Genomic DNA, 19,955 nt, shown 5'->3' with positions numbered 1-19,955 from the left:
GCGCGGAGAACCACACTCGCGAGAGCGGTGTCACGGGACGGCTAGTCTCCGGTGGGGCGGCGACGCAGCACGAGCAGGGTCGCGCCGATCGCGGCGAGGACGGCCACGAGCGCGCCGCCGATCCAGAGCAGGTCGGTGGCCCGCACTCCGGAGCCGCTGTCGGCGTCGGCCGCGGCCTCAGTGGCTGCCGCGTCGGTGTCCGCGGCCCCGCTGCTTGAGTTGTCGGTCGCGCAGGTCGGCGCCGTGGCCGAACCCTCGGCGAGCACCTGGTTCGCATCGGGCTGCCAGGTGAAGGTGAACCTGTCGGAGATCGAGTGCGAGTCCGTGGACACCACCTGCCACACCACCGTGTACTCCCCCGGCTGGCCGAGCTGCACCTCGGTCTCGAGCGACGGCCCGAAGACCGTGGAGCAGCCGTCGCCGTAGTAGCGCACGTCGCCGCCCGGGCCGCTGATCTGCATGGCATTCGAACCGCCCTCGCCGGCGAGGTCGAGGAGGTTGTCGTTCGTGGTGACCGTGATCACTCCGGGTTGTTCGGTCACCACGGAGCCGGGTTCCGGGGAGATGTTGACCACCGAATTGTGCGCGGACGCCGGGGCAGCCACGAGGCCGACGCTCGCGAGCGCAACTACGAGACCGGCCAGGAGATAGCGGGCGCTGCGGAGGCGGCGACCGCGGGATCGGATGCTTGTCATCGAAAGGCCTAGGCCGCGTTCTTGCGGCGGGACGCGATGGCCACCACCAGGCCGACAGCACCGACGACGAGACCACCGATGCCGAGCACCCGGGCGATCACGTCATCCGTGGCCGTGCTGGCGCCGGCTGCCTCGTGGTCGTCAGCCGTGGCCTCGTCGGTGCTGCCGTGGCCGTGGCCGGACTCGGCGGTGGCTTCGGTGACAATGAGCGACGGGGCCGGGTGCGCCGGTTCCTCTTCACCCTCGACGACGGCCTCGCTCCAGTTGGTTTCGCCGACCTCGCAGGTTTGCAGCACCGGGAAGGCGAGGGTGTCGCCGGCGGCCGCATCGGCCGGGATCTGCAGGCTGAGCACGAAGGTGGTGCGCAGCCCGTCGACCAACGGCGCCTGGGCGGTGTAGCTGACCTGGCCGACCCGAGTGGTGATGGTGTCACCCTCGCCATCGTCGAGCGGGGTGGCGAGGTCGACAGCGATCTTGTCGATGTCCCAGCCAGGGTTGACGGTGGGGGTGACGCTCGTGATCGACTCCGGGATGTCGATGGTGATGCCGGTGGTGGACGACCCCTCGCAGCCGTGCCCTACCGAGAAGGTGAGCAGGCTGTAGGAGCCGGCGGCGGTCGACGACGGGTCGACCTCGACGTGGGCACTGGCCGCCAGCGGAGCGGACAGGGCGAGCAGGCCGGCACCGAGGAGGGTGGTGGCGGCGAAGACGGGCGTGGAGAGCTTCATGGTGGGTCCTTGGGATCGTGGCTGACGAGAACCGTCGCCCGGTGGCGGGCAGGTGGGAGCGGTTCGGTCAGGTAATAAGCGGTGTGAATCGAACGAGGAGAGGGATCTCTCAGGCGACGAGGCACACCGGCGGACCACGATGCCGCATGGTGCTGAGCAGGGCGAGCCGGCGCCGGGGCGGCATCCGGGTGACGAAGGGGGTCGCTGCGGCCGGGCTGTGCCCGATGGGAGCGATTGTGAGCGCCTTCACGAGGGCGTGCAGGGCGACCCTCGCCGTGCTGAACAGGCCCCAGAACGCGCGTTCGCCGAACCGGAGCGCCAGCACCGTGATGACTGCCGCAACGACGTGGGCGAGGATCATCAGCGACCCGTGGTCGCCGGTCATGGCGCCGGGAGCCGCGCCCGCCGGGAGGAGCAGAACTGCGGAGCCGGCGTCGTGTGCGTGGCCGGTCATGGCATCCGTGCCGGCGAGGCGGCCGCCCGCTCCCCCGAACGAGAACAGGCCGTGGAAGATCAGCTGGCTCACCAGGACCGCCACGGTGAGCCGCCAGGTGGACAGGGTGCGGCCGGACAGGCCGATGGAGACGATCGCTGCGAACGCGAGTGACACGACCACGGCGAGCACGCCGGGTACGGCGCCACCACCGAGGGTGTGCGAGAGCGCGGCCACGAAGGTGGAGAAACCCGCCACGATCCACCCACGGGCGAAGCGCGCCCAGCGTGTGGTCATGATTCTCCCTCTGACAGCGTGCATCGAATCTATCAGCAGAGCCTGACGCCGGACCATCCACGATGCGCCCAGGACTGATCCGGCAGAATGGGGAGCGTGATGGCTACAAACAGGCACCCGGCGCTCCTCCTCGGCACAGGACTGGCGGTGGCGGCCCTGCTGCTCTGCGGCTGTGCCGCGAACGAGGCCGGCGACGCGCCGAGCACGCTGGCGGGGACGCTGGACGGCGCGGGCTCCTCCGCCCAGGCATCCGCCCAGGACGTCTGGGTATCGCAGTTCCAGCGGGCCAACGGCAGTGTGACGATCAACTACGACCCGACCGGCTCTGGCGCGGGCCGGGAACAGTTCATCGGCGGCGGGGTCGACTTCGCCGGGTCGGATTCGGCGTTGAGCGACGAGGAACTCACCGGCGAGTTCCGCAGCTGCGCGCCGGGCGCGGCCGCCATCGACCTGCCGGTCTACGTGTCACCGCTGGTGCTGGTCTTCAACGTCGACGGCGTCGACTCGCTGCGGCTGGACCCGGCGGCGATCGCCGGCATCTTCTCGGGCGCGATCACCCGGTGGAACGACCCGGTCCTCACGGCGCTCAACCCCGGCAGCGCCCTTCCCGACGAGCAGATTTCCGCCGTGCACCGGTCCGATGACTCCGGCACCACCAAGAACTTCGCCGACTACCTGCACCAGAACGTGCCCGAGGCGTGGCCGAACGACCCGGCCGACGCCTTCCCCTACCCAGGCGAGGGCGCTCAGGGCAATTCCGGCGTGGTGAGCGCCGTCGCGAACGGCTACAACACCATCGGCTACGCGGATGCGTCCCGCGCCGGCGACCTGTCGGTGGCGTCGCTGAAGGTGGGCGACGACTTCGTGGACTACTCCACCGAGGCCGCGGCCGCGATCATCGACGAATCTCCGCTGGTGGACCGGGAGAACCCGAACGACCTCGTGATCGATGTCGACCGTACCTCGACGGCAGCCGGGGTGTACCCACTGGTGCTGGTGAGCTATCTGATCGCCTGCGAGGAGTATCCGGATGCCGACCAGGCCGAACTGGTCACCGCCTACCTGAACTATGTCGCCAGTCCGGAGGGGCAGGCCGCGGCAGCCGAAGGCGCTGGTTCTGCGCCGTTGTCTCTGGACTACTCCGCTCGGGTGCAGGACGCGATCAACAGCATCCGCTGAGCCGGTGCCGGGCAGGCGGAACGCGCCCGCCGCAGCTGTATCCTGCGGATACCTGCGGAGCACCGCGCGGACGCCCCGCAGATATCCTGACGTGCGCGGGAAATCACAAACCCGAATTGTGAGCGTCACGCGAACGAGAAAACCGTACCGCACCGGGGCCGGTGCCAGCTAGGTTTTCGCCGCGGAACCCGTGCCGGTTAACGCCGGCAGGGCACCCGCCGGATCGGCGGATGCCCTGCTGGGTGGAACTGGTTCTCGCTAGAGGTTCGCGAGCGCCGTGATCGATGCGTCACCCGGCGTGGCCGTGGTGAAGCTGGACTCGATCTCGGCCCGGTCGAGCAGGTCTTCCATGCGACGGCGACGCTGCTTGGGGATCAGCGTGACGACGGTACCGGACTTGCCGGCGCGGCCGGTGCGGCCGGCGCGGTGCAGGTAGGTCTTGTACTCGTCGGGCATGTCGGCCTGGATGACCAGGTCGATGTCGTCGACGTGGATGCCGCGGGCGGCGACGTCGGTGGCGACGAGAACGTTGACGCGTCCGCTGGTGAGCATCTGCAGGTTGCGGGTACGGCGGGCCTGGTTCAGGTCGCCGTGCAGGCTGGTGGCCTTCACGCCGGCGTCTTCGAGCTGGTCGGCGAGCTGCTCGGCGTACGCGCGGGTGCGGCTGAAGATCAGCGTCTTGCCCTGGCGGTCGACGAGCTGGCCGATGATGGAGGCCTTGTCGCGGTGCTCGATGAGGAGGACCTTGTGGTCGATCGTGCTGGAGGCCTGGTCTTCGCCGGCGACCTCGTGCACGGCCGGGTTGGTCAGGAACTCCTTGACCAACGAGGCAACACCCTTGTCGAGGGTGGCCGAGAACAGCAGACGCTGGCTGTTCTTCTTGGTCAGGCGCAGGATGCGCTGAACCGGCTCGAGGAAGCCCAGGTCGCACATGTAGTCGGCCTCGTCGAGAACCGTGATGACAACCTCGGACAGGTCGAGACGACCCTGCTCGACGAGGTCTTCGATGCGGCCGGCGGTGCCGATGATGATGTCCACGCCGCGCTGGAGGGCGCTGACCTGACGGTACTGCGGCACGCCGCCGTAGATCTGGGTGGTGAAGAGGCCGACGCTGCGGGCGATGGGCTGCACGGTGCGGTCGATCTGCAGGGCCAGCTCACGGGTGGGGGCCAGGATGAGCGCGCGGGGCTTGCGCGCCATCTTGCGGTCCTTGGCGCCGTTGTTCTCCATCAGCTTCTCGATCATGGGAGCGGCGAAGGCGATGGTCTTGCCTGAGCCGGTCTTGCCACGGCCGAGCACGTCGCGACCGGCGAGCACGTCGGGGATGGTCGCGGCCTGGATCGGGAACGGGGACGGAGCGCCGAGCAGGGCGAGCTCGCGCACGATGTTGCCACCGAGGCCGAGGTCGCCAAAGGTCACGCCGACAACATCCGCTGCGGTCGTGGCGATGGCCTCGAGGCGCTCGAGCACCACGTCGTCGCCGCCGGCGAACTTGGGCTTGGAGTCGCGGTCGGGGTAGAAGTTGCTGGAGTGTCCGCCATCGTTCGAACGGTCGTTGCGAGCCGCGCGGTCGTTGTTGTACGCGGGACGCTCGCCACGGGCCGGACGGTCGTTGTTGTAGGCCGGACGGTCGGTGCGGGGCGCACGGTCGCCGTAGGACGGACGCTCGGTACGGGCCGGACGGTCGTTGTTGTACGCGGGACGGTCCGTGCGCGGGGCACGGTCACCGTAGGACGGACGGTCGTTGTTGTACGCCGGACGATCGGTGCGCGGGGCACGGTCGCCATAGGACGGACGCTCGGTACGGGCCGGACGATCGTTGTTGTAGGCCGGGCGGTCGGTGCGCGGGGCACGGTCACCGTAGGACGGACGGTCGTTGTTGTACGCCGAACGGTCGGTGCGCGGGGCACGGTCGCCGTAGGAGGGACGGTCGCCGCCGCGGGCGGGACGGTCGTTGTTGTAGGAGGGGCGCTCGCTGCGCTGGGCACGGTCACCGTAAGAAGGACGGTCGCCGCCGCGGTCATTGCGGTCGTTGTTGTACGCCGGACGGTCGGTGCGCGGGGCACGGTCACCGTAGGAGGGACGGTCGCCGCCGCGGGCGGGACGGTCGTTGTTGTAGGCAGGACGGTCGTTGCGCGGAGCGCGGTCGTTGTAGGCGGGGCGCTCGGTGCGGCCGCCGGTGGCGGGACGCTCGGTGCGGTTGCCGTACGCGGGACGGTCGCCGTAGGCGGGACGGTCGGAGGAGGACCGCTCACCGGAGCGCGCGGCGCGCTCGTCGGCGTTCCAACGCTGCTTCTTCGGGGCACCCTCGTCAGCGCGGTAGCCGCGGTGTCCGGGGCTCTTGCTGCCACCCTTGGGTGCGCCCTTGGGGCCGCCCTTGGAGTAGCTCGGGTCGTAGTTCTTGGCTGCGCGGCCGACGGCCGGCTTCTTGCTAGTAGGCATAGAAGTATTCCTGGGTTGTATTGGGTACATGGCAGAACAACGCCGCACAGCGACGCAACCTGAGAACCCGGGCAGTCTATGGCCGGGGCCGTTCACATACAGTGATTTTTCACCAGCGGATTACTGGGAAACCGGCCCATCCTGACTTACAAACCCATCCGCGCACACAATAAAACACGCGGTGTCAAGAGCCGACTTGTCTACGTTACCTGATCGAGCCCCAAAAGTCACGGACATCTTTGGGGCACGCTCGGTCTTCAGCCGGCGGAACCGCCGGGCACCTCGCTCGCCAGCCACTGGGCAAACGTCTGCCGGCCGCGCTCGGTGCCGGCCGCCGGCAGCAGGGCGCCCGCACGCATGGCCGCGCCCATCCGGCCCGGCAGCCTGATCTGCACCAGAGGCCGCCGGGTGCGGGTGGCCTGGGCATAGGCCCGCACGATGTCGATGAGTTGCTCCTCCCTGGGGCCGCCGAGATCCGCGGCCTGACCCCGGGGCGAGCCCACGGCGAGCTCGACGAGGCGCTCGGCCACCTCGCGCGCCGCGACGGGCTGGGTGCGCATGACCGGAACCAGCGCCGCCACCTTCAGGGAGCCGCGCCCCAGGGTCTGGGCGGCGAACTCGTGGAACTGCGTGGCCCGGAGGATCGTCCACGGCACGGTGCCGGCGCGCACCCTCGATTCCTGCGCAACCTTTCCGGCGTAGTACCCCGCTGCCACCCTGGTGGCGTTCACGATCGACAGGGCCACGTGGTGCCGCACCCCGGCCACGACCCTGGCGTCGAGCAGGGCGGCCGTGGTGGCATCGAAGAACCGGGTGGACGCCGCGGCGCCCAGGGTCGGTGTGTTGAGGACATCGATGACGACGTCGACACCCGACAGCGCGTCGGCGAGGCCGGTCGCCGTCGTGAGATCGTGCCCGGCTGACCGAGCGAGGACAACGGATTCGTGCCCGCGTTGCCGCACCAGGTCGGTGACGTGACGGCCGACCGTACCGGTTCCGCCCGCGATCGCGATCTTCACCTCTGGCTCCTTTGCTGACGAGGTCGCACGTTGCGATGATGCGCCGATTGTATGCCAACGGTGCGCTGAGGTCAGCGGTCGGGACGCTCGAGCCAGGACTCGACGATTGGGAGCGGGCGAGGGGATCGTGCAGAATCGTTCGATGCCCAAACGCGAATTATCCCTCCGCGCGACCGGCGGCCTCGCAAAGGCCGCGGTCGCGCATCCGCGGTTGCTGCTGGCGGCGAAAACGGCGATCGCGGTGGCCATCGCCTGGAAGCTGGCCCCGTTCATGCCCGGAGTGGCGGACGACTACCCCTATTACGCGCCTCTGGGCGTGATCGTGGCCAGCTTCCCGACCCTGATGGGGTCGGTGAAGAACGCGGCCCAGACCCTGGCCGGGCTGGTGATCGGGATCGGGTTGGCGGCCGCGGTGATCATCTTCAGCGAGCCGAGCGTGCTCACGGTGGCGCTCGTCGTCGGCGTCGGCATGCTGTTCGGTGGCATCCGTCAGCTCGGGGCCGGGCGGGACTACGTGCCGATCGCGGGCCTGTTCGTGCTGATCGTGGGCGGACCGAACGCCGACGGGTATTCGATCGGGTACGTGTCGCAGATGACCCTCGGCGTCGTCGTCGGCCTCGCGGTGAACCTGCTGGTCGCCCCGCCCGTGCGCGTGACCGCCGCGGCCACGGAACTCTCCAGGCTGCGCGGTTCGCTCGGCCGGCACCTGGCTGATCTGGCGGATGCGCTCGACGCCAGTTGGCCGCCTGCCGAAGGCGAGTGGTCCGCCCAGGGCCAAACCCTGTTGAGCACCACCACGGCGGTGCGGCACGCTCTGGCCGAGGTGGACGAAAGCCGGAGGATCAACCCGCGGGAGCGCATCCGCCCGCATGACCTCAGTCATGACTACGACGACCTCGCGGCGCTGGAGAATGTCACCTTCTATGTGCGTGACCTCACCGATGTGCTCGCCGGGGCGGCCTGGGGTACCCCGGTGCCGGTGGAACTGCCCGCCGCACTGCGCCCGCCGCTCAGCGAGGCCGCCCGCGCGACGGCCGCGGTGGTGGAGGAGTGGGACACCGGCACTGCCGACCCCGGCACCCTGAGAGCGGCGGACGACGCCATCGCCGCCCTCAACCAGGCGATCCACGACCAGCGCGACCTCGGTGCAGAGGCGATCCTAGCCGCCAGCGCGGCAACCCTGGACCTGACCCGGATGATCGCCGCGCTGCGGCCGGGGATCACCAGGGACGCTCCGACGTCCGCCTGACCCGGCTCGACTGACCCGGGTGCACCGGCGCGACGCGCCCGGCCTGCGGGTGCACTGGCGCCGATTAGCACCGCGGGGCCGGCCAATCTATTCTCGGGAGTACCCGCACCCAGCGCATACAGGAGCATCCGTGAGCACCGGTCGCCGCATTTTCGGACTTGGCTCCCGACGCTTTCTCGTGATCTTCATCGCCTACGCCGGCGGCATGTCCATCGTGGCGACAGCGCTGGTGGCCGGCGCCCACTGGAACCTGCGCCCGGTGGCACCCGCCCAGGTGGGCGGCACCGCCAGCGAGGTGGACACCACCGCAGTCGTCGGCATCCGCACCTTCGTGTCCCCCGGCACCGCCGTGATCGACGAGGACGTGGTCTACTCCACCCAGGCCGACGGCACCCAGCTCACCCTCGACGTCTGCTCACCCCCGACCGTGGTCGACCCGGCGAACGAGCTCGCCGAGGACTCGGCCGGGGACGGGAGCGGTGCGGTCGCCGGCGTAGGCGGCGCGGAGTCCGTCGACCCCACCGCGGAGCCGGACCCGGCGGCAGGGTCGGAAGTGGATTCGGTGACGGGAACCACCGACGACATCGCCGGTGTGGAGGAATCCACCCCCACGCCCGGCGAGACCGTGCTGCGCCCGGCCGTGATCTCGATCCACGGCGGCAGCTGGGCGCGCGGCGACAAGGGCAACAGCGATTGGCGCGGTGTGTGCGAGTGGTTCGCATCCGAGGGATTCGTGGCGTTCTCGGTGAACTACCGCCTCGTGCCGTCGGTGAGTTTTCCGGCCGCGATCGAGGACCTCGGCCATGCCGTCGAATGGATGCGGGCCAACGCGGGCAGCTACAACATCGACCCTGACCGCATCGGTGCGTTCGGCGGGTCGGCCGGCGGCAACCTCGCCACCCTGCTGGGCGCACGCGGCAGTGGATCGTTCACCGAGGGCTCCAGGGTTGCGGCGGTCGCCGAGCTGAGCGGCCCCGTCGACCTCAGCTATGACGGCGTCGTCGTGGCCGGCGGGTCATCCGGGCTGGAACAGATCGTGCTGGACTACCTCGACTGCACGTCCCTCTTGGAGTGCCCGCCGGCGAAGGATGCGTCGGCGGTCAACTCCCTCGACCGCTCCGACCCGCCCGTCTTCATCGGCTCGTCCACCGAGGAGTTCATTCCGCTGAGCCAGTCCTCCGGTTACGCCGCCGACCTCGACGACCTCGGCATCGTCAACCAGCTCGTGACCGTGCCGGGCAGCCTGCACTCCATCGGGATCCTGGATGCGGCCATGCGCGGTGAGGTCTCCGCGTTCCTGCACGCCCAGCTCGGTGGCTGAGCCGTCGGTCGCGCACCCCTGATGGCGGATCGCTCCGGCTGAAGCGGGCGCAATCCGCCAGGCGAGACGCTGCCACGGCGCCAGACGGATGCGTTGCGGGCTGCGGGGGGCGGTGCGATACTGGCGCCACTTGCCGGTTGACCGGCCACCCCTCCTGCACCGGGATTGCGAAATCGGTATGGCACTGACGTCGAATGGTCGAAGCGCGCGGCGCGTCGACCACGCGCGCCGACTCCGCCAGACCGCGACGATCGGCCTCCTCGTGTGCGGCGCCATCGTGCTCACCGCCGGCGCGGTGCCGCCGTTCCTCGCACCGGCGACAACCGTCGCGACACCGACACCGACACCGACGCCGGCCCCGACTCCGACTCCGACTCTGACTCCCCCATCGTCTCCCTCGGAGAAGCCGCCGGCGTCTGCCGGGCCGTCCGCGCCCCCGGCCCGGTCACCCGAGCCCTCACCGTCGTCGTCACCGGCGCCGGCCGTGCCCACCCCGGGCCCGACGGTCTCCCCACCACCGGCGGCCACGCCGGGGTCAACCCCCGATCCCACCGAGCCGGGCTCGACGCCCACGCCCACGCCCACGCCCACGCCCACGCCCAGCCCAACACCCACGCCGCACTCCACCGCCACGCCATCCGCCCCGCCGACGTCGACTCCCACGCCGACTCCGCGGCCGACCGGCACCCCGAACCCGACCCCAACGCTAACCCCAACCCCAACCCCAACCCCAACCCCAACCGCGACGGCACCATCCACGCCGGAGCCGACGCCGACTCCCCCACCGACCGGCACCCCTACGCCGCCGCAAGCCCCACCGACCCCGACCGATGTGACCGGGGCACCGACATCCGGCACCCCGCTCTGGCCCTCTGCCCTCACGCCGGGCTCGGTGCCGCTGGCAGCGCTGACTCCCGCTGAGGCCGCGCCGTCCCTTGCGACCACGCGGGCAGCATCCGCCCTGGCCGCAGCCGAAACCATGCACGCCGGCGCACAATCGGCCTACGACACGGCCAGGCTCGAGTTGGTGGCCACCCTCGCCGACCACGATGCCGCCACGACCCGGGTCGATGAGGTTCGGGTTCTCGCCGAAGCTGCCCTACAACGGGCCGAGGTGTCCAGCCGCACGCTGGCCTCCCTGGTGCGGGCCATGGTGCAGCACGGCTCGGATACCGCGGCAATGGATGCCGTGCTCGGCTCCCAGGGAGCCACCGATTTGCTCGCCCGAATGGGCATCGTGGACCGCCTGGCCACCCTCACCGGCAACCTGGGTGATATTCGCGAGCAGGTGGAGATCGACGAGAACCGTTCCAACTCCCTGCAGTCCCAATACACCGCTGCCCAGGATGCGGTGGCCTCGATTCCACTCGCCGACAAGCAGGCGGCCTTTGCCGCCGCAGAGACCGACCTCGACCAGGCCACCGCGGCCCTCGCCGCTGCCACCGCGGCCGCCCAGATCGCGTTGGCGGACTCGGCCCAGGCATCCGCCAGTCGTTCCGCCCGGGCCGCGAGCCAACTGGCAGGCCTCCTCGGCGCCCGGCTGAGCGGTCAGGGCTGGGCCACCCCAGCTGTGGGCATCATCAACGACGGCTTCGGCCCCCGACCCGACCTGCCCCTGCCCGGGGTGCAGCCGTTCCATTCCGGTACCGACCTGGGCGCCGCCTGCGGCTCACCGGTCTACGCCGCCAGCGCCGGGGTCGTCGTGCAGACCGGCGTGCTGGGCACCTACGGCAACTGGATCCTCATCGACCACGGCGACGGCGTCTCCACCGGCTACGCGCACATCCGGGATGGGGCCACCCTGGTCAGTCCCGGGGACGCGGTGACCGCCGGGCAGGTGATCGCCGGAGTGGGCAGCACCGGAGCCTCCACCGGCTGCCACCTGCACATCGAGGTGCGCGTCGACGGCACCGCGGTGGACGCCCAGCCGTTCTTCGCCGCGCACGGGATCGATCTCGGCGCCGGCTGACGCGAGCCTGCGGTCAGCGGGAGGCGCGCCGCAACCGGCGGTTTTCCCGCCCGCCCTCGACCACGAGGTACAGCACGGGCAGCACCACCAGGGTCAGCACCGTGGACGACACCAGGCCGCCGATGACGACCAGTGCCAGGGGCTGGGAGATGAACCCGCCGTGCCCGGTGAGGCCGACGGCCATGGGCAGCAGCGCGAAGATCGTGGCGAGCGCCGTCATCAGGATCGGGCGGAGCCGCCGGGACGCACCGTGCACCAGGGCATCGAACACGCTCTGGCCGCGCCGCCGGTACTGGTTGACCAGGTCGACCAACACGATGGCGTTCGTGACGACGATGCCGATCAGCATCAGCACGCCGATGAGCGAGGCCACCCCGAGCGGGATGCCGGTGATGACCTGCAGCGCGATCGCGCCGGTGGCCGCGAACGGCACCGACACCAGCAACAGCAGCGGCTGCAGCAGCGAGCGGAAGGTGGCGACCATGACGATGTAGACGATCAGGATGGCTACCAGCATTGCGATACCGAGTTGCTGGAAGGCCTCGGTCTGATCGGCCGAGACGCCGCCGAGCGACGCCGCGGCGCCGGTCGGCAGCCCGGTGTCGGCCAGGGCCGCCGACACCTGAGCGGTGGCGGTGCCCAGGTCGTCGCCGTCCGGGGTGGCCGAGACCGTCGCGGTGCGGAGTCCCTTGGTGGTGGTCAGCGTCGACGGGCCGTCGACCTGTTCCACCGTGGCCAGGGTGTCGAGCGCCACCGGCCCGGTGAGCGTGGGAATCTGCAGGGCGGCCAGGTCGGCCGTCGTGGCCGGTGACGACGCCGACTGCAGGTACACCGAGAGGGTGGCCTCGTCGATCACGATCGAGCCGATCGTGCTGGGCTGCATGGCCTGCGACACCAGGGTGCCGAGGGCCAGTTCGCTCAGGCCGACGGCGGCCGCCTGGGTGCGGTCGATGGTGACGGCCACATAGGGACGGGAGGCGGCGAGGTTGCTGCTCACCTGGCTCACGGCGTCGAGGTCGCCGACCGCGGCGAGGATGTCATCCGACGCCTGCTGCAGGTCGTCGCCCGAGGCCGCGGTGATGTCGATCTCGATGTCGGAGGAGCCACCGAAACCTCCGCCGGAAGACACCGTGACCTCGCCCGCGTTCTCCAGGCCGTCGAGTTGGTCGCGCACCTCGGCCTGCACGGCGTCGGCGTCGGCCGAGTCATCGGTGGTGACCGAGTAGGTGACGGTGCTCGACGACGAGCCGCCGCCGGCGAACGCCGCGAACGCACTGCCGCCGCCGATGGAGACCTGCACGATGCTGACGCCGTCGACGCCGCGCACGAGGTCTTCGACGGCGGTGGAAGCGGCATCCTGCGCGGCCAGGCTGGTGCCCACCGGCAGTTCCTGGCTGACCTGGAAGGTGGATTGGCCGGTGGAGCCGAGGAAGTTGACCTTCATGAACGGCAGCAGCGCCACGGTGCCGACGAGCACGAGGGCCGCCAGGAGCAGGGTGGACACGTAGTGCCGCAGGGTCCAACGGATGATAGGCAGGTATCCCTTCTGCAGCCGGCTGGGCTGTTCGCGGGCATCACGTTCGTCGAAGCCGTCGACGTCGGGGGCGGCGTGCCGGTTGCGCGGCAGCACGGCCGTCGCGGTGGTCACGGTGCCGGTGGCGACCGAGGCCAGGGCGGCGGGAGCGGTGACCGGATCGATGGCGACGGGCGACTCGTCCTCGGGTGAATCGGTGACGGTGGCGGGCTTCGGCGCACGGAGGAACCAGTACGCCAGCACCGGCACGATCGTGAGAGCGACGAGCAGCGACGCCAACAGCGCGATCGTGACCGTGAGGGCGAACGGGCGGAAGAGCTCGCCGGTGGAACCGCCGACGAAGGAGATCGGCAGGAATACCGTGACCGTGGTGATGGTGGACGCGGTGATGGCGCCGGCTACCTCGCGCACCGCGCGCACGATGGTGTCGGCCCGGTCGGCGCCCCAGACCAGGTGCCGCTTGATGTTCTCGATCACCACGATGGAGTCGTCGACGACCCGGCCGATGGCGATGGTGAGCGCACCGAGGGTGAGGATGTTGAGCGAATAGCCCACCGCCTGCAGGCCGATGAAGGTGATCAGCACCGAGGTGGGGATCGAGATGGCCGTGACCAGGGTGGCGCGCACCGACAGCAGGAAGACCAGGATCACCAGGACGGCGAAGACGAGGCCGAGGATGCCCTCCTGGGTGAGGGCGTCGATGGACTCCTGGATGAACGGGGCCTGGTCGAAGACCACGGTGATGGTGGTGCCGGGTACCGCGTCTTCGAGCTGCGGCAGGAGCGCCCGCACCGCGGTGGAGACGTCGACGGTGTTCGCGGCCGGAACCTTGGTGACCGAGATGGTGAGCGCCGGTTCGCCGTCGACCCGGGAAATGCTGGTGACGGGGTTGTCGACCACGGCGACGGCGGCGACGTCGCCGATCGTGGTCGGCCCGGCCTCAGCCGCTCCGGCCGCAGCGGCGGTGGGCGCGCTGAGCAGCGGCAGCGCGGCAATGTCGTCGGCCGAACCGAGCTTGGTGCCGGCCTGCACGGAGAGGGTCTTGTCGTCCTCGGTGAGCGAGCCCGCCGGGATGAGTGACCCGTTCTGCTGCAGGGCGTCGCGGATGGCGGCCGAGCTGAGCCCGCGGGCGGCCAGCGCCGCAGCATCCGGCGTGATGGTGACCCGCTGGCCGACATCACCGACCAGGGCGGCGTCGCGCACACCGTCGACGTCACGGATGTCGCCGAGCACGCTGCGGGTGAGCTGGTCGGCGACGGTGTCGGCGTCACCGCCGGAGACAGCCAGGGAGAGCACCGGGAAGTCGTCGATGCTGCCGCTGATCACCTGCGGGTCGAGGTCGTCGGGCAAAGTGGTCTTGATGCGGTTGATCGCCTGGCTGATCTTGGACTCGGCCTTGACCAGATCGGTGCCGTAGGTGAACGTGGCGTTGACCAACGACGAGTTCGTGCTGCTGGTGGTGGAGGTGGACTCCAGCCCTTCGATGCCCTGAATGGCGGTCTCGATGGGCGTGGAAACGTCATCGTTGACCACCTCGGGCGAGGCCCCCGGGTAGCTGGTCGAGATCAGCAGCTGCGGCAGCTGTAGTGACGGGATCAGCTCCTGCTTGAGACTGGTCAGGGCGAGGCTGCCGAAAATCGCCGCGACGATGGTGATGAGCGCGATCAGCGCCCGGTTTTTCATGCTCAAGACCGAGAGAAAAGACACCCGCCCAGTATCTCATCAGGGGCCCGGCCGTCACCGTTTCCGTAAGCGTGGCCCGGGAACGGTCTGGTTACATTCACACCACGTCGGCGAGGTACCCGGTGTCGGGCAGCGGATGCCGCAGCATCGACTGCCAGGCCTCTGCGAGAGCGTCGAGGGCGCGGGGCATTTCGCTGGGTCCGTAACAGAACGGGATGCGCAGGAACCGCTCGAATGCGCCATCGATGCCGAAGCGCGGGCCGGCCGGCAGGAGCAGGCCCTGGGCTCTGGCGGCGAGGGAGAGCTGGGAGCTGACCGGCCGACCGAGGTTGACCCAGAGCACCACACCGCCGTGGACCTGCGGCACCTGCCACTCGGGGAAACGTTCGGCGAGCCCGGTGACCAGCCGGTCGCGGCCAGCTCGCAGCAGGGTGCGCCGGGACTCGAGGATGCCCGGCAGCTCCTGCAACAGCCGGGTGACGATGAGTTGTTCGAGCACGGGGGTGCCGAGGTCGTTGGCGAGGCGGGCAGAGGCGAGCTTGCGGATCAGCCCGGCATCGGCGCGGATCCAGCCCACCCGCAGACCGCCCCAGACCGTCTTGCCGACCGAGCCGACCGTGATCGCCAGGTCGGGTCTGGCCGGGTCGGCCGAGGCGGCGAACGGGCCGAACTCGCCTGCCCGGTCGATGTCGAGTTCGCCGATGGTCTCGTCGCTGATCAGCACGGTGCCCTGGCGGGCGGCGGCGGCCAGCACTCGTTCCCGTTGTTCAACCGGCATGGTCTGGCCGGTGGGGTTCTGGAAGTCCGGCATCAGGTAGCCGAGCACCGGGTTGCTGCGCTCGAGGGTCTGGACGAGGGCGGGTTCGTCCCAGCCGGCGTCGGCGCCGGGCAGGTCGGCGGTGACCGAGACGGGCATGAGGCGCCCGCCCGCCGCCCGCAGGGCTTCGTAGGCGTGCGGATAGGTGGGCGTTTCGATCAGCACCCGGTCGCCGCGATTGATCAGCACCCGGGCGAGCAGGGCGATGGCGTGCTGGGCGCCGACGGTGACCATGATCTGCTCCGGTTCGGTAGGCAGCCCCCTGGCCCGGTAGCGCTCGGCGAGAGCGCGGCGCAGTTCGGGGATGCCGAGCGGGTCGAAGCCGGAACCGGTGAGGTGCTTGGGCAGGTCGGCCGCGGCGAGGGTGGCCACCTCGGCCAGCCCGGGCCAGGCCGGCAGCACCGCCTGGCCGAGGTCGAGAATGGCGGCCGCGGCGGGCGCATCCGGGTCGAGGGTGGTGCCGGGCAACCGGGCGACGCTGCCGGAGCCCTGCACGCTGTGCAGGTAGCCGGCGTCGCGCAACTGCCGGTAGGCGGCGGTGACGGTGGTGCGGCTGAGGCCGAGCCGGGTGCCGAGGTCACGTTCGGCGGGCAGCCGGCTGTCGGTGGGGATGCGACCGTCGAGGGTGAGCAACCGGATGCGGTCGGCCAGGGCGGTGTACGCGCTGCCATCGGTGCGCCATTCCCCGAGCAGGGACTCGAGCGTGCGGGCGGTCAGCTGGTTCGGCGACATGAGGCCACTCTAGGCAGATTGGCCTCTTGAGTACAGCGTTCGGATGTAATTGGATTGGTTCTTATGACCCGCCGCCTATCCCAGCTTCTCATTGGCCTCTTCCTCTATGGAATCGGCATCGCCCTGATCGTGCGGGGCGGTATCGGTGTGGCCCCGTGGGATGTGCTGACGCAGGGTATCGACAGCCACGTGCACCTCGGGTTCGGGTTCGTCACAACGATCATCAGCGGTGTCGTGCTGCTGCTCTGGATTCCGCTGCGTCAGAAGCTCGGCGTCGGCACCGTGGCCAACGCGCTGCTGGTGGGGCCGTCGGCGGATGTTGGCCTCTGGCTGATCCCCGCCGACCTCGACCTCTGGCTGCGGGTGCTGTTGTTCGCGGCCGGTCTGGTGCTGCTCGCGGTCGCCTCCGGCATCTACATCGGGGCTGACCTCGGCCCCGGCCCCCGGGACGGCCTGATGACCGGGCTGCACGCCCGCACCGGCTGGCCGATCTGGGCGGTGCGCACCGGCATCGAGGGATCCGTGCTGGCGGTCGGCTGGCTGCTCGGCGGCAATGTGGGGGTCGGCACCGTGCTCTTCGCCCTGCTGGTGGGCCCGCTCTGCGGCTGGACGCTGCCGCTGTTCGCCCGGCCGGCCCGCGAGAGCGCCGCTGTGGTGACCTCACTCGCGTGAGGCAACCACGGGTCCGCTCTCGTGCGGGAGGCCGGTCGCGAGAGCGGCGCTGTGGTCACCTCAGCTGCGTGAGGTGACCACACGACCGCTTTCGCGAGCGGGAGCGGCTCGGTGCGGGAGCGGTTCGGGGACGAACTACAGGTGGCGGTCGGCGTAGGCAGTGAGCGCGTCGCGCACGAAGGTGGCGCCGGAGGCACCGCCGTAGTTCGCGGCGAACCTGTCGTCGGCCAGGTACATCTCGCCCAGACCGCGCACGTACGCGGCGGCCGGGGTGCCGTTCTCGCGCGGGATGCCGGGCACACCGTCCAGCCACTCGACGTGGCGGGCGGCCAGGGCCTGGGCTTCCTCGCCGGCTGGATCGACCTGCCGGGTGGCGGCATCCACCCAGGCCGTTGCGAGCTCGGTGCTGCGCGCCTTCCAGTCGGCCTGTTCGGCCGGGCTCTTGCTCTGCCACCAGCTGTCGCCGGCGCGGTAGGCGTCGGCCCCCCAGCGCTGCTCGACCTCCTCTTTATACGTGGTGTGGTCGAAGCCGTCGAACATGATGTCTGCCATGAGAGGTTCCTCTCCTTCTAATGCGGTGATGGTGGTGCGCACCGACCGGATCTGGCGCTGCAGGCGCCGCTGCTCCTGTTCGAGCCAGCCGAGGTGGGCCGTGAGCGCGGCGGTTTCATCGACCTCACGGTCGAGCACCTCGCGGATCGCGGGCAGCCCCAGGCCGAGTTCGCGCAGCAGCAGGATGCGCTGCAGCCGCACGAGCGCGCGCTCGTCGTAGTAGCGGTAACCGTTCTCCCCGATCCGGCTCGGCGGCAGCAGCCCCTCTGCGCCGTAGTGGCGCAGGGTGCGGCTGGTGGTTCCGGCGAGCCGGGCGATGTCCTGGATCGAGTGGTCCATGGCGGCGTTCCTTCTTCGGTGGTGCGGCCGGGCGGGTGCCCGATATCCCCACCCTAAATCTTGACGCAGCGTCAAGGTCAAGCGCGGAACGGGCCGGCTGCGTGCGGTCAGCCGCAGACCGCGATGATGGTGTCCTCGAGGATCTCGGCCACCTGCCGGATCGACTCCTCGGTGGCCCACTCGGTGGGGGCGTGCGCTCCTCCCCCGTCGACGCCGAAGAGCAGGCAGGGGATGCCGGCCTCTCGCACCAGGCCGGCATCGGTCCAGAACGGCTCGCCGCGATGCACGACCGGGCGGCCGAGCACCCGCTCGGCCTGTTCGGCGAGCAGCTGCACGATGGGCCAGTCCGGGTCGGCCTCGAACGCCCCGCGGGCCACCAGCCGGGTGAGGTCGAAGGCGAAGTCGGCGGTCTCGGCGGCGAGGTTTTCGAGAAGGGCACGCAGCCCGGCTTCGACGGTATCCGGGGTCTCACCGGGCAGGGTGCGCCGCTCGATCGTGAGGGTGCAGCTGGGCGCGACGGTGGCCGCATCCGCCCCACCGGTGATCATCGACACCCGCACCGTGCCGTGGCCGAGCAGCGGATGCGCCGGCTTGCGCTCGATCCCGGCGTGGAGCTCGTCGAGGGCGCGCAACACCAGGCCGGCGTGCCGGATGGCGTCGACGCCCTGCTCCGGCATCGACCCGTGTGCGGCCCGGCCGTGCAGGGTGAGTTCGAACCAGGCGAAGCCGCGGTGGGCCACGGTGAGGCTGAGCTCGCTCGGCTCGACCACGATCGCGGCGTCGGCGCTGAACCGACGGAGGACCTCCGCCGTGCCGAGGCTGCCGAACTCCTCGTCGGCCACCAGGGTCACGAGCAGGTCACCGGCGAGCGGCGAGAGGGTGGCCCGCTCCGCGGCGACCAGCACGGCCGCCATCCCGCCCTTGGTGTCGAAGGCGCCGCGGCCGTGCAGCCGGCCGGAATGCCGCTCGGCCGCGAACGGATCACCCTCGTAGCCGGCGACCCCGACGGTGTCGAGGTGGGCGTTGAGCATCAGGGAGCGGCCGCCCCCGGTGCCGCGTTTGATGCCCACGACCGAGGGACGGCCGGCGCGCTCCTCGAGCAGATGCACCTCGAAACCGCGGATGGTCAGCCACCGGGCGCACCAGGCGGCGATCTCGGCCTCACCGGCGCCCCCGGGCGAGAGGTCGGGGTTGACCGAGTCGATGCCGATCAGCCGCGCGGCCAGCGCCACCGGATCCAGGTGGCCGTCACCGGCCGGATCGAGCTGGTCTGAGGTTCGGTCGGAGCCTCGGTCCAGGCCGCGGCTGGCGCGGTCGGCGGCACGGCGGTCTGCGGGGTTCACCATGCACCGACCGTACCGCCACCCACATCCGGGCGGGCATTTACCTGCGGGTCCGGGTCGGCCAGACTTGGACGATGGGAGACGACAGGCTGGTCACGGCCCCGGCAGGGTCGGGCCGGGCCGCAGGATGGGCGCCGCTGCGACTGGTGGCGGCCGCCCTGGTCTCGGCATCCGCCGTTCTGCTGTTCGCCCTGCGGTTGCCGGCGCCCGGCTACGCGGTGCTCGCGGCGGCACTCGTGGTGGCGGTGCTGGTGGACCGGGCCCTGTTCCGTGACCTGCTGTTGATCGCGATCGGATTGCTGATCGTCAGCACCATCTCGGTGGAAGCCGACATCAGCTACCCGAACATGGCACTGATGGGGGTGGTGCTGTCGGCCGCGGTCGCGGTGCCGTACCTCATCTCCCGGCGGGTCTTCGGCGACCGGGAGGTGTGGTTTCCGATCAAGACCGGACAGCGCTGGAGCACGCTCGAACGCTGGTATCTGGTGGCGGTCCTGGTGCTCGGCTACCTCATTCTGCCGAGCTATTTCATCGGCTCGGGGGCGTATCAGAACTGGCCGAGCATCAGTGCTCCCGACGAGCTCGGCCGGCTGTTCGTCGGCGTGGGTTTTGTGGGCATCTGGGATGAGGTCTTCTTCATCTGCACGGTCTTCGCCCTGTTCAGAAGGCATTTCTCGTTCTGGTCGGCAAACCTGCTGCAGATGGTGATTTTCGTCTCGTTCCTCTGGGAACTCGGCTACCGCAGCTGGGGCCCGGTGCTCACGATCCCGTTCGCGTTGTTGCAGGGGTACATCTTCTCGCTGACCAAGTCGCTCACCTATGTGGTCTGCGTGCACCTGCTCTTCGACCTCGTGGTCTTCCTGGTGCTCGTGCACGCGCACAACCGCGACTGGCTTGACGTCTTCCTCTATTAGGCCACTCATTGCGCCTGGCTGCGGGTTTGCCGTGAAG

16 protein-coding genes are annotated in these 19,955 nt (G+C 70.2%); 7 read left to right on the top strand and 9 right to left on the bottom strand.

The features are described 5' to 3' along the window. Positions 1–41: 41 nt before the first annotated feature. The 3 genes from CTB96_RS19645 to CTB96_RS19635 form a co-directional block, all read right to left on the bottom strand. Positions 42–695 carry a copper resistance CopC family protein gene (locus tag CTB96_RS19645; RefSeq protein ID WP_110128645.1) on the bottom strand — a complete coding sequence of 218 codons (654 nt, stop codon included), beginning with the start codon at positions 693–695 and terminating at the stop codon, positions 42–44. An 8-nt stretch (positions 696–703) separates the two neighbouring features. Continuing rightward, the gene (locus CTB96_RS19640; protein WP_110128643.1) at positions 704–1,423 is read right to left on the bottom strand and encodes a YcnI family copper-binding membrane protein; all 720 of its coding nucleotides are present in this window, start codon (positions 1,421–1,423) and stop codon (positions 704–706) included. Between the two features lie 109 nt (positions 1,424–1,532). Continuing rightward, positions 1,533–2,153 carry a hypothetical protein gene (locus CTB96_RS19635; protein WP_110128641.1) on the bottom strand — a complete coding sequence of 207 codons (621 nt, stop codon included), beginning with the start codon at positions 2,151–2,153 and terminating at the stop codon, positions 1,533–1,535. Positions 2,154–2,252: 99 nt separating this feature from the next. On the opposite strand from CTB96_RS19635, the gene pstS reads away from it, so the two are divergent. Next, a complete protein-coding gene (gene pstS / locus CTB96_RS19630) occupies positions 2,253–3,332 on the top strand; it encodes a phosphate ABC transporter substrate-binding protein PstS (RefSeq protein ID WP_110128639.1) in 1,080 nt (359 codons plus the stop codon). Positions 3,333–3,590: 258 nt separating this feature from the next. On the opposite strand, the gene CTB96_RS19625 is transcribed toward pstS, so the two are convergent. After that, the gene (locus CTB96_RS19625; RefSeq protein WP_110128637.1) at positions 3,591–5,774 is read right to left on the bottom strand and encodes a DEAD/DEAH box helicase; all 2,184 of its coding nucleotides are present in this window, start codon (positions 5,772–5,774) and stop codon (positions 3,591–3,593) included. A 257-nt stretch (positions 5,775–6,031) separates the two neighbouring features. Further along, positions 6,032–6,793: an SDR family oxidoreductase gene (locus CTB96_RS19620; RefSeq protein WP_181397369.1), complete on the bottom strand. Its 762-nt coding sequence runs from the start codon at positions 6,791–6,793 to the stop codon at positions 6,032–6,034. 142 nt (positions 6,794–6,935) lie between these two features. Here CTB96_RS19620 and CTB96_RS19615 point away from each other — a divergent pair, with 142 nt between their 5' ends. The 4 genes from CTB96_RS19615 (at position 6,936) to CTB96_RS20645 (ending at position 11,332) form a co-directional block, all read left to right on the top strand. Beyond that, positions 6,936–8,042: an FUSC family protein gene (locus CTB96_RS19615; protein WP_181397368.1), complete on the top strand. Its 1,107-nt coding sequence runs from the start codon at positions 6,936–6,938 to the stop codon at positions 8,040–8,042. Positions 8,043–8,172: 130 nt separating this feature from the next. Next, positions 8,173–9,363, top strand: a complete 1,191-nt coding sequence (locus tag CTB96_RS19610) for an alpha/beta hydrolase (protein WP_110128633.1) — start codon at positions 8,173–8,175, stop codon at positions 9,361–9,363. A gap of 264 nt (positions 9,364–9,627) precedes the next feature. Next, positions 9,628–10,284 (top strand): hypothetical protein, encoded by a 657-nt coding sequence (locus CTB96_RS20650; protein WP_181397367.1) that lies wholly within the window; start codon positions 9,628–9,630, stop codon positions 10,282–10,284. Continuing rightward, a complete protein-coding gene (locus CTB96_RS20645; RefSeq protein WP_181397366.1) occupies positions 10,196–11,332 on the top strand; it encodes a M23 family metallopeptidase in 1,137 nt (378 codons plus the stop codon). Before CTB96_RS20650 ends, CTB96_RS20645 begins: the two co-directional genes overlap by 89 nt. Positions 11,333–11,345: 13 nt before the next feature. On the opposite strand, the gene CTB96_RS19600 is transcribed toward CTB96_RS20645, so the two are convergent. Continuing rightward, positions 11,346–14,573: an efflux RND transporter permease subunit gene (locus CTB96_RS19600; protein WP_110128629.1), complete on the bottom strand. Its 3,228-nt coding sequence runs from the start codon at positions 14,571–14,573 to the stop codon at positions 11,346–11,348. A gap of 73 nt (positions 14,574–14,646) precedes the next feature. Next, the gene (gene yczR, locus CTB96_RS19595) at positions 14,647–16,098 is read right to left on the bottom strand and encodes a MocR-like transcription factor YczR (protein ID WP_110128627.1); all 1,452 of its coding nucleotides are present in this window, start codon (positions 16,096–16,098) and stop codon (positions 14,647–14,649) included. 63 nt (positions 16,099–16,161) lie between these two features. Here yczR and yczE point away from each other — a divergent pair, with 63 nt between their 5' ends. After that, positions 16,162–16,770, top strand: coding sequence for a membrane protein YczE (yczE, locus tag CTB96_RS19590; protein WP_110128625.1), 609 nt, complete (start codon positions 16,162–16,164; stop codon positions 16,768–16,770). A gap of 135 nt (positions 16,771–16,905) precedes the next feature. Here the strand turns inward: yczE and CTB96_RS19585 are convergent, their stop codons facing one another. Together CTB96_RS19585 and CTB96_RS19580 are read right to left on the bottom strand one after the other, a co-directional pair. Continuing rightward, entirely contained in the window at positions 16,906–17,661 is a 756-nt protein-coding gene (locus tag CTB96_RS19585) for a MerR family transcriptional regulator (protein WP_110128623.1), read from the bottom strand. Between the two features lie 107 nt (positions 17,662–17,768). After that, on the bottom strand, positions 17,769–19,007 hold the full coding sequence (locus tag CTB96_RS19580) for a M20/M25/M40 family metallo-hydrolase (RefSeq protein ID WP_110128621.1): 1,239 nt from the start codon (positions 19,005–19,007) through the stop codon (positions 17,769–17,771). Between the two features lie 71 nt (positions 19,008–19,078). Here CTB96_RS19580 and CTB96_RS19575 point away from each other — a divergent pair, with 71 nt between their 5' ends. Further along, on the top strand, positions 19,079–19,918 hold the full coding sequence (locus tag CTB96_RS19575) for a CPBP family intramembrane glutamic endopeptidase (protein WP_248283509.1): 840 nt from the start codon (positions 19,079–19,081) through the stop codon (positions 19,916–19,918). Positions 19,919–19,955: the final 37 nt, after the last annotated feature.

Origin of the sequence: Cryobacterium arcticum, assembly GCF_003185895.1 — a bacterium.
Classification (GTDB): domain Bacteria; phylum Actinomycetota; class Actinomycetes; order Actinomycetales; family Microbacteriaceae; genus Cryobacterium; species Cryobacterium arcticum.
This window is presented reverse-complemented; position numbering and strand designations above follow the sequence as displayed.

Coding starts and splice junctions, on each gene's coding strand:
- CTB96_RS19645 (WP_110128645.1), bottom strand. CDS start 695: ATGACAAGCATCCGATCCCGCGGTCGCCGCCTCCGCAGCGCCCGCTAT.
- CTB96_RS19640 (WP_110128643.1), bottom strand. CDS start 1,423: ATGAAGCTCTCCACGCCCGTCTTCGCCGCCACCACCCTCCTCGGTGCC.
- CTB96_RS19635 (WP_110128641.1), bottom strand. CDS start 2,153: ATGACCACACGCTGGGCGCGCTTCGCCCGTGGGTGGATCGTGGCGGGT.
- pstS (WP_110128639.1), top strand. CDS start 2,253: ATGGCTACAAACAGGCACCCGGCGCTCCTCCTCGGCACAGGACTGGCG.
- CTB96_RS19625 (WP_110128637.1), bottom strand. CDS start 5,774: ATGCCTACTAGCAAGAAGCCGGCCGTCGGCCGCGCAGCCAAGAACTAC.
- CTB96_RS19615 (WP_181397368.1), top strand. CDS start 6,936: ATGCCCAAACGCGAATTATCCCTCCGCGCGACCGGCGGCCTCGCAAAG.
- yczR (WP_110128627.1), bottom strand. CDS start 16,098: ATGTCGCCGAACCAGCTGACCGCCCGCACGCTCGAGTCCCTGCTCGGG.
- yczE (WP_110128625.1), top strand. CDS start 16,162: ATGACCCGCCGCCTATCCCAGCTTCTCATTGGCCTCTTCCTCTATGGA.
- CTB96_RS19585 (WP_110128623.1), bottom strand. CDS start 17,661: ATGGACCACTCGATCCAGGACATCGCCCGGCTCGCCGGAACCACCAGC.
- CTB96_RS19580 (WP_110128621.1), bottom strand. CDS start 19,007: ATGGTGAACCCCGCAGACCGCCGTGCCGCCGACCGCGCCAGCCGCGGC.
- CTB96_RS19575 (WP_248283509.1), top strand. CDS start 19,079: ATGGGAGACGACAGGCTGGTCACGGCCCCGGCAGGGTCGGGCCGGGCC.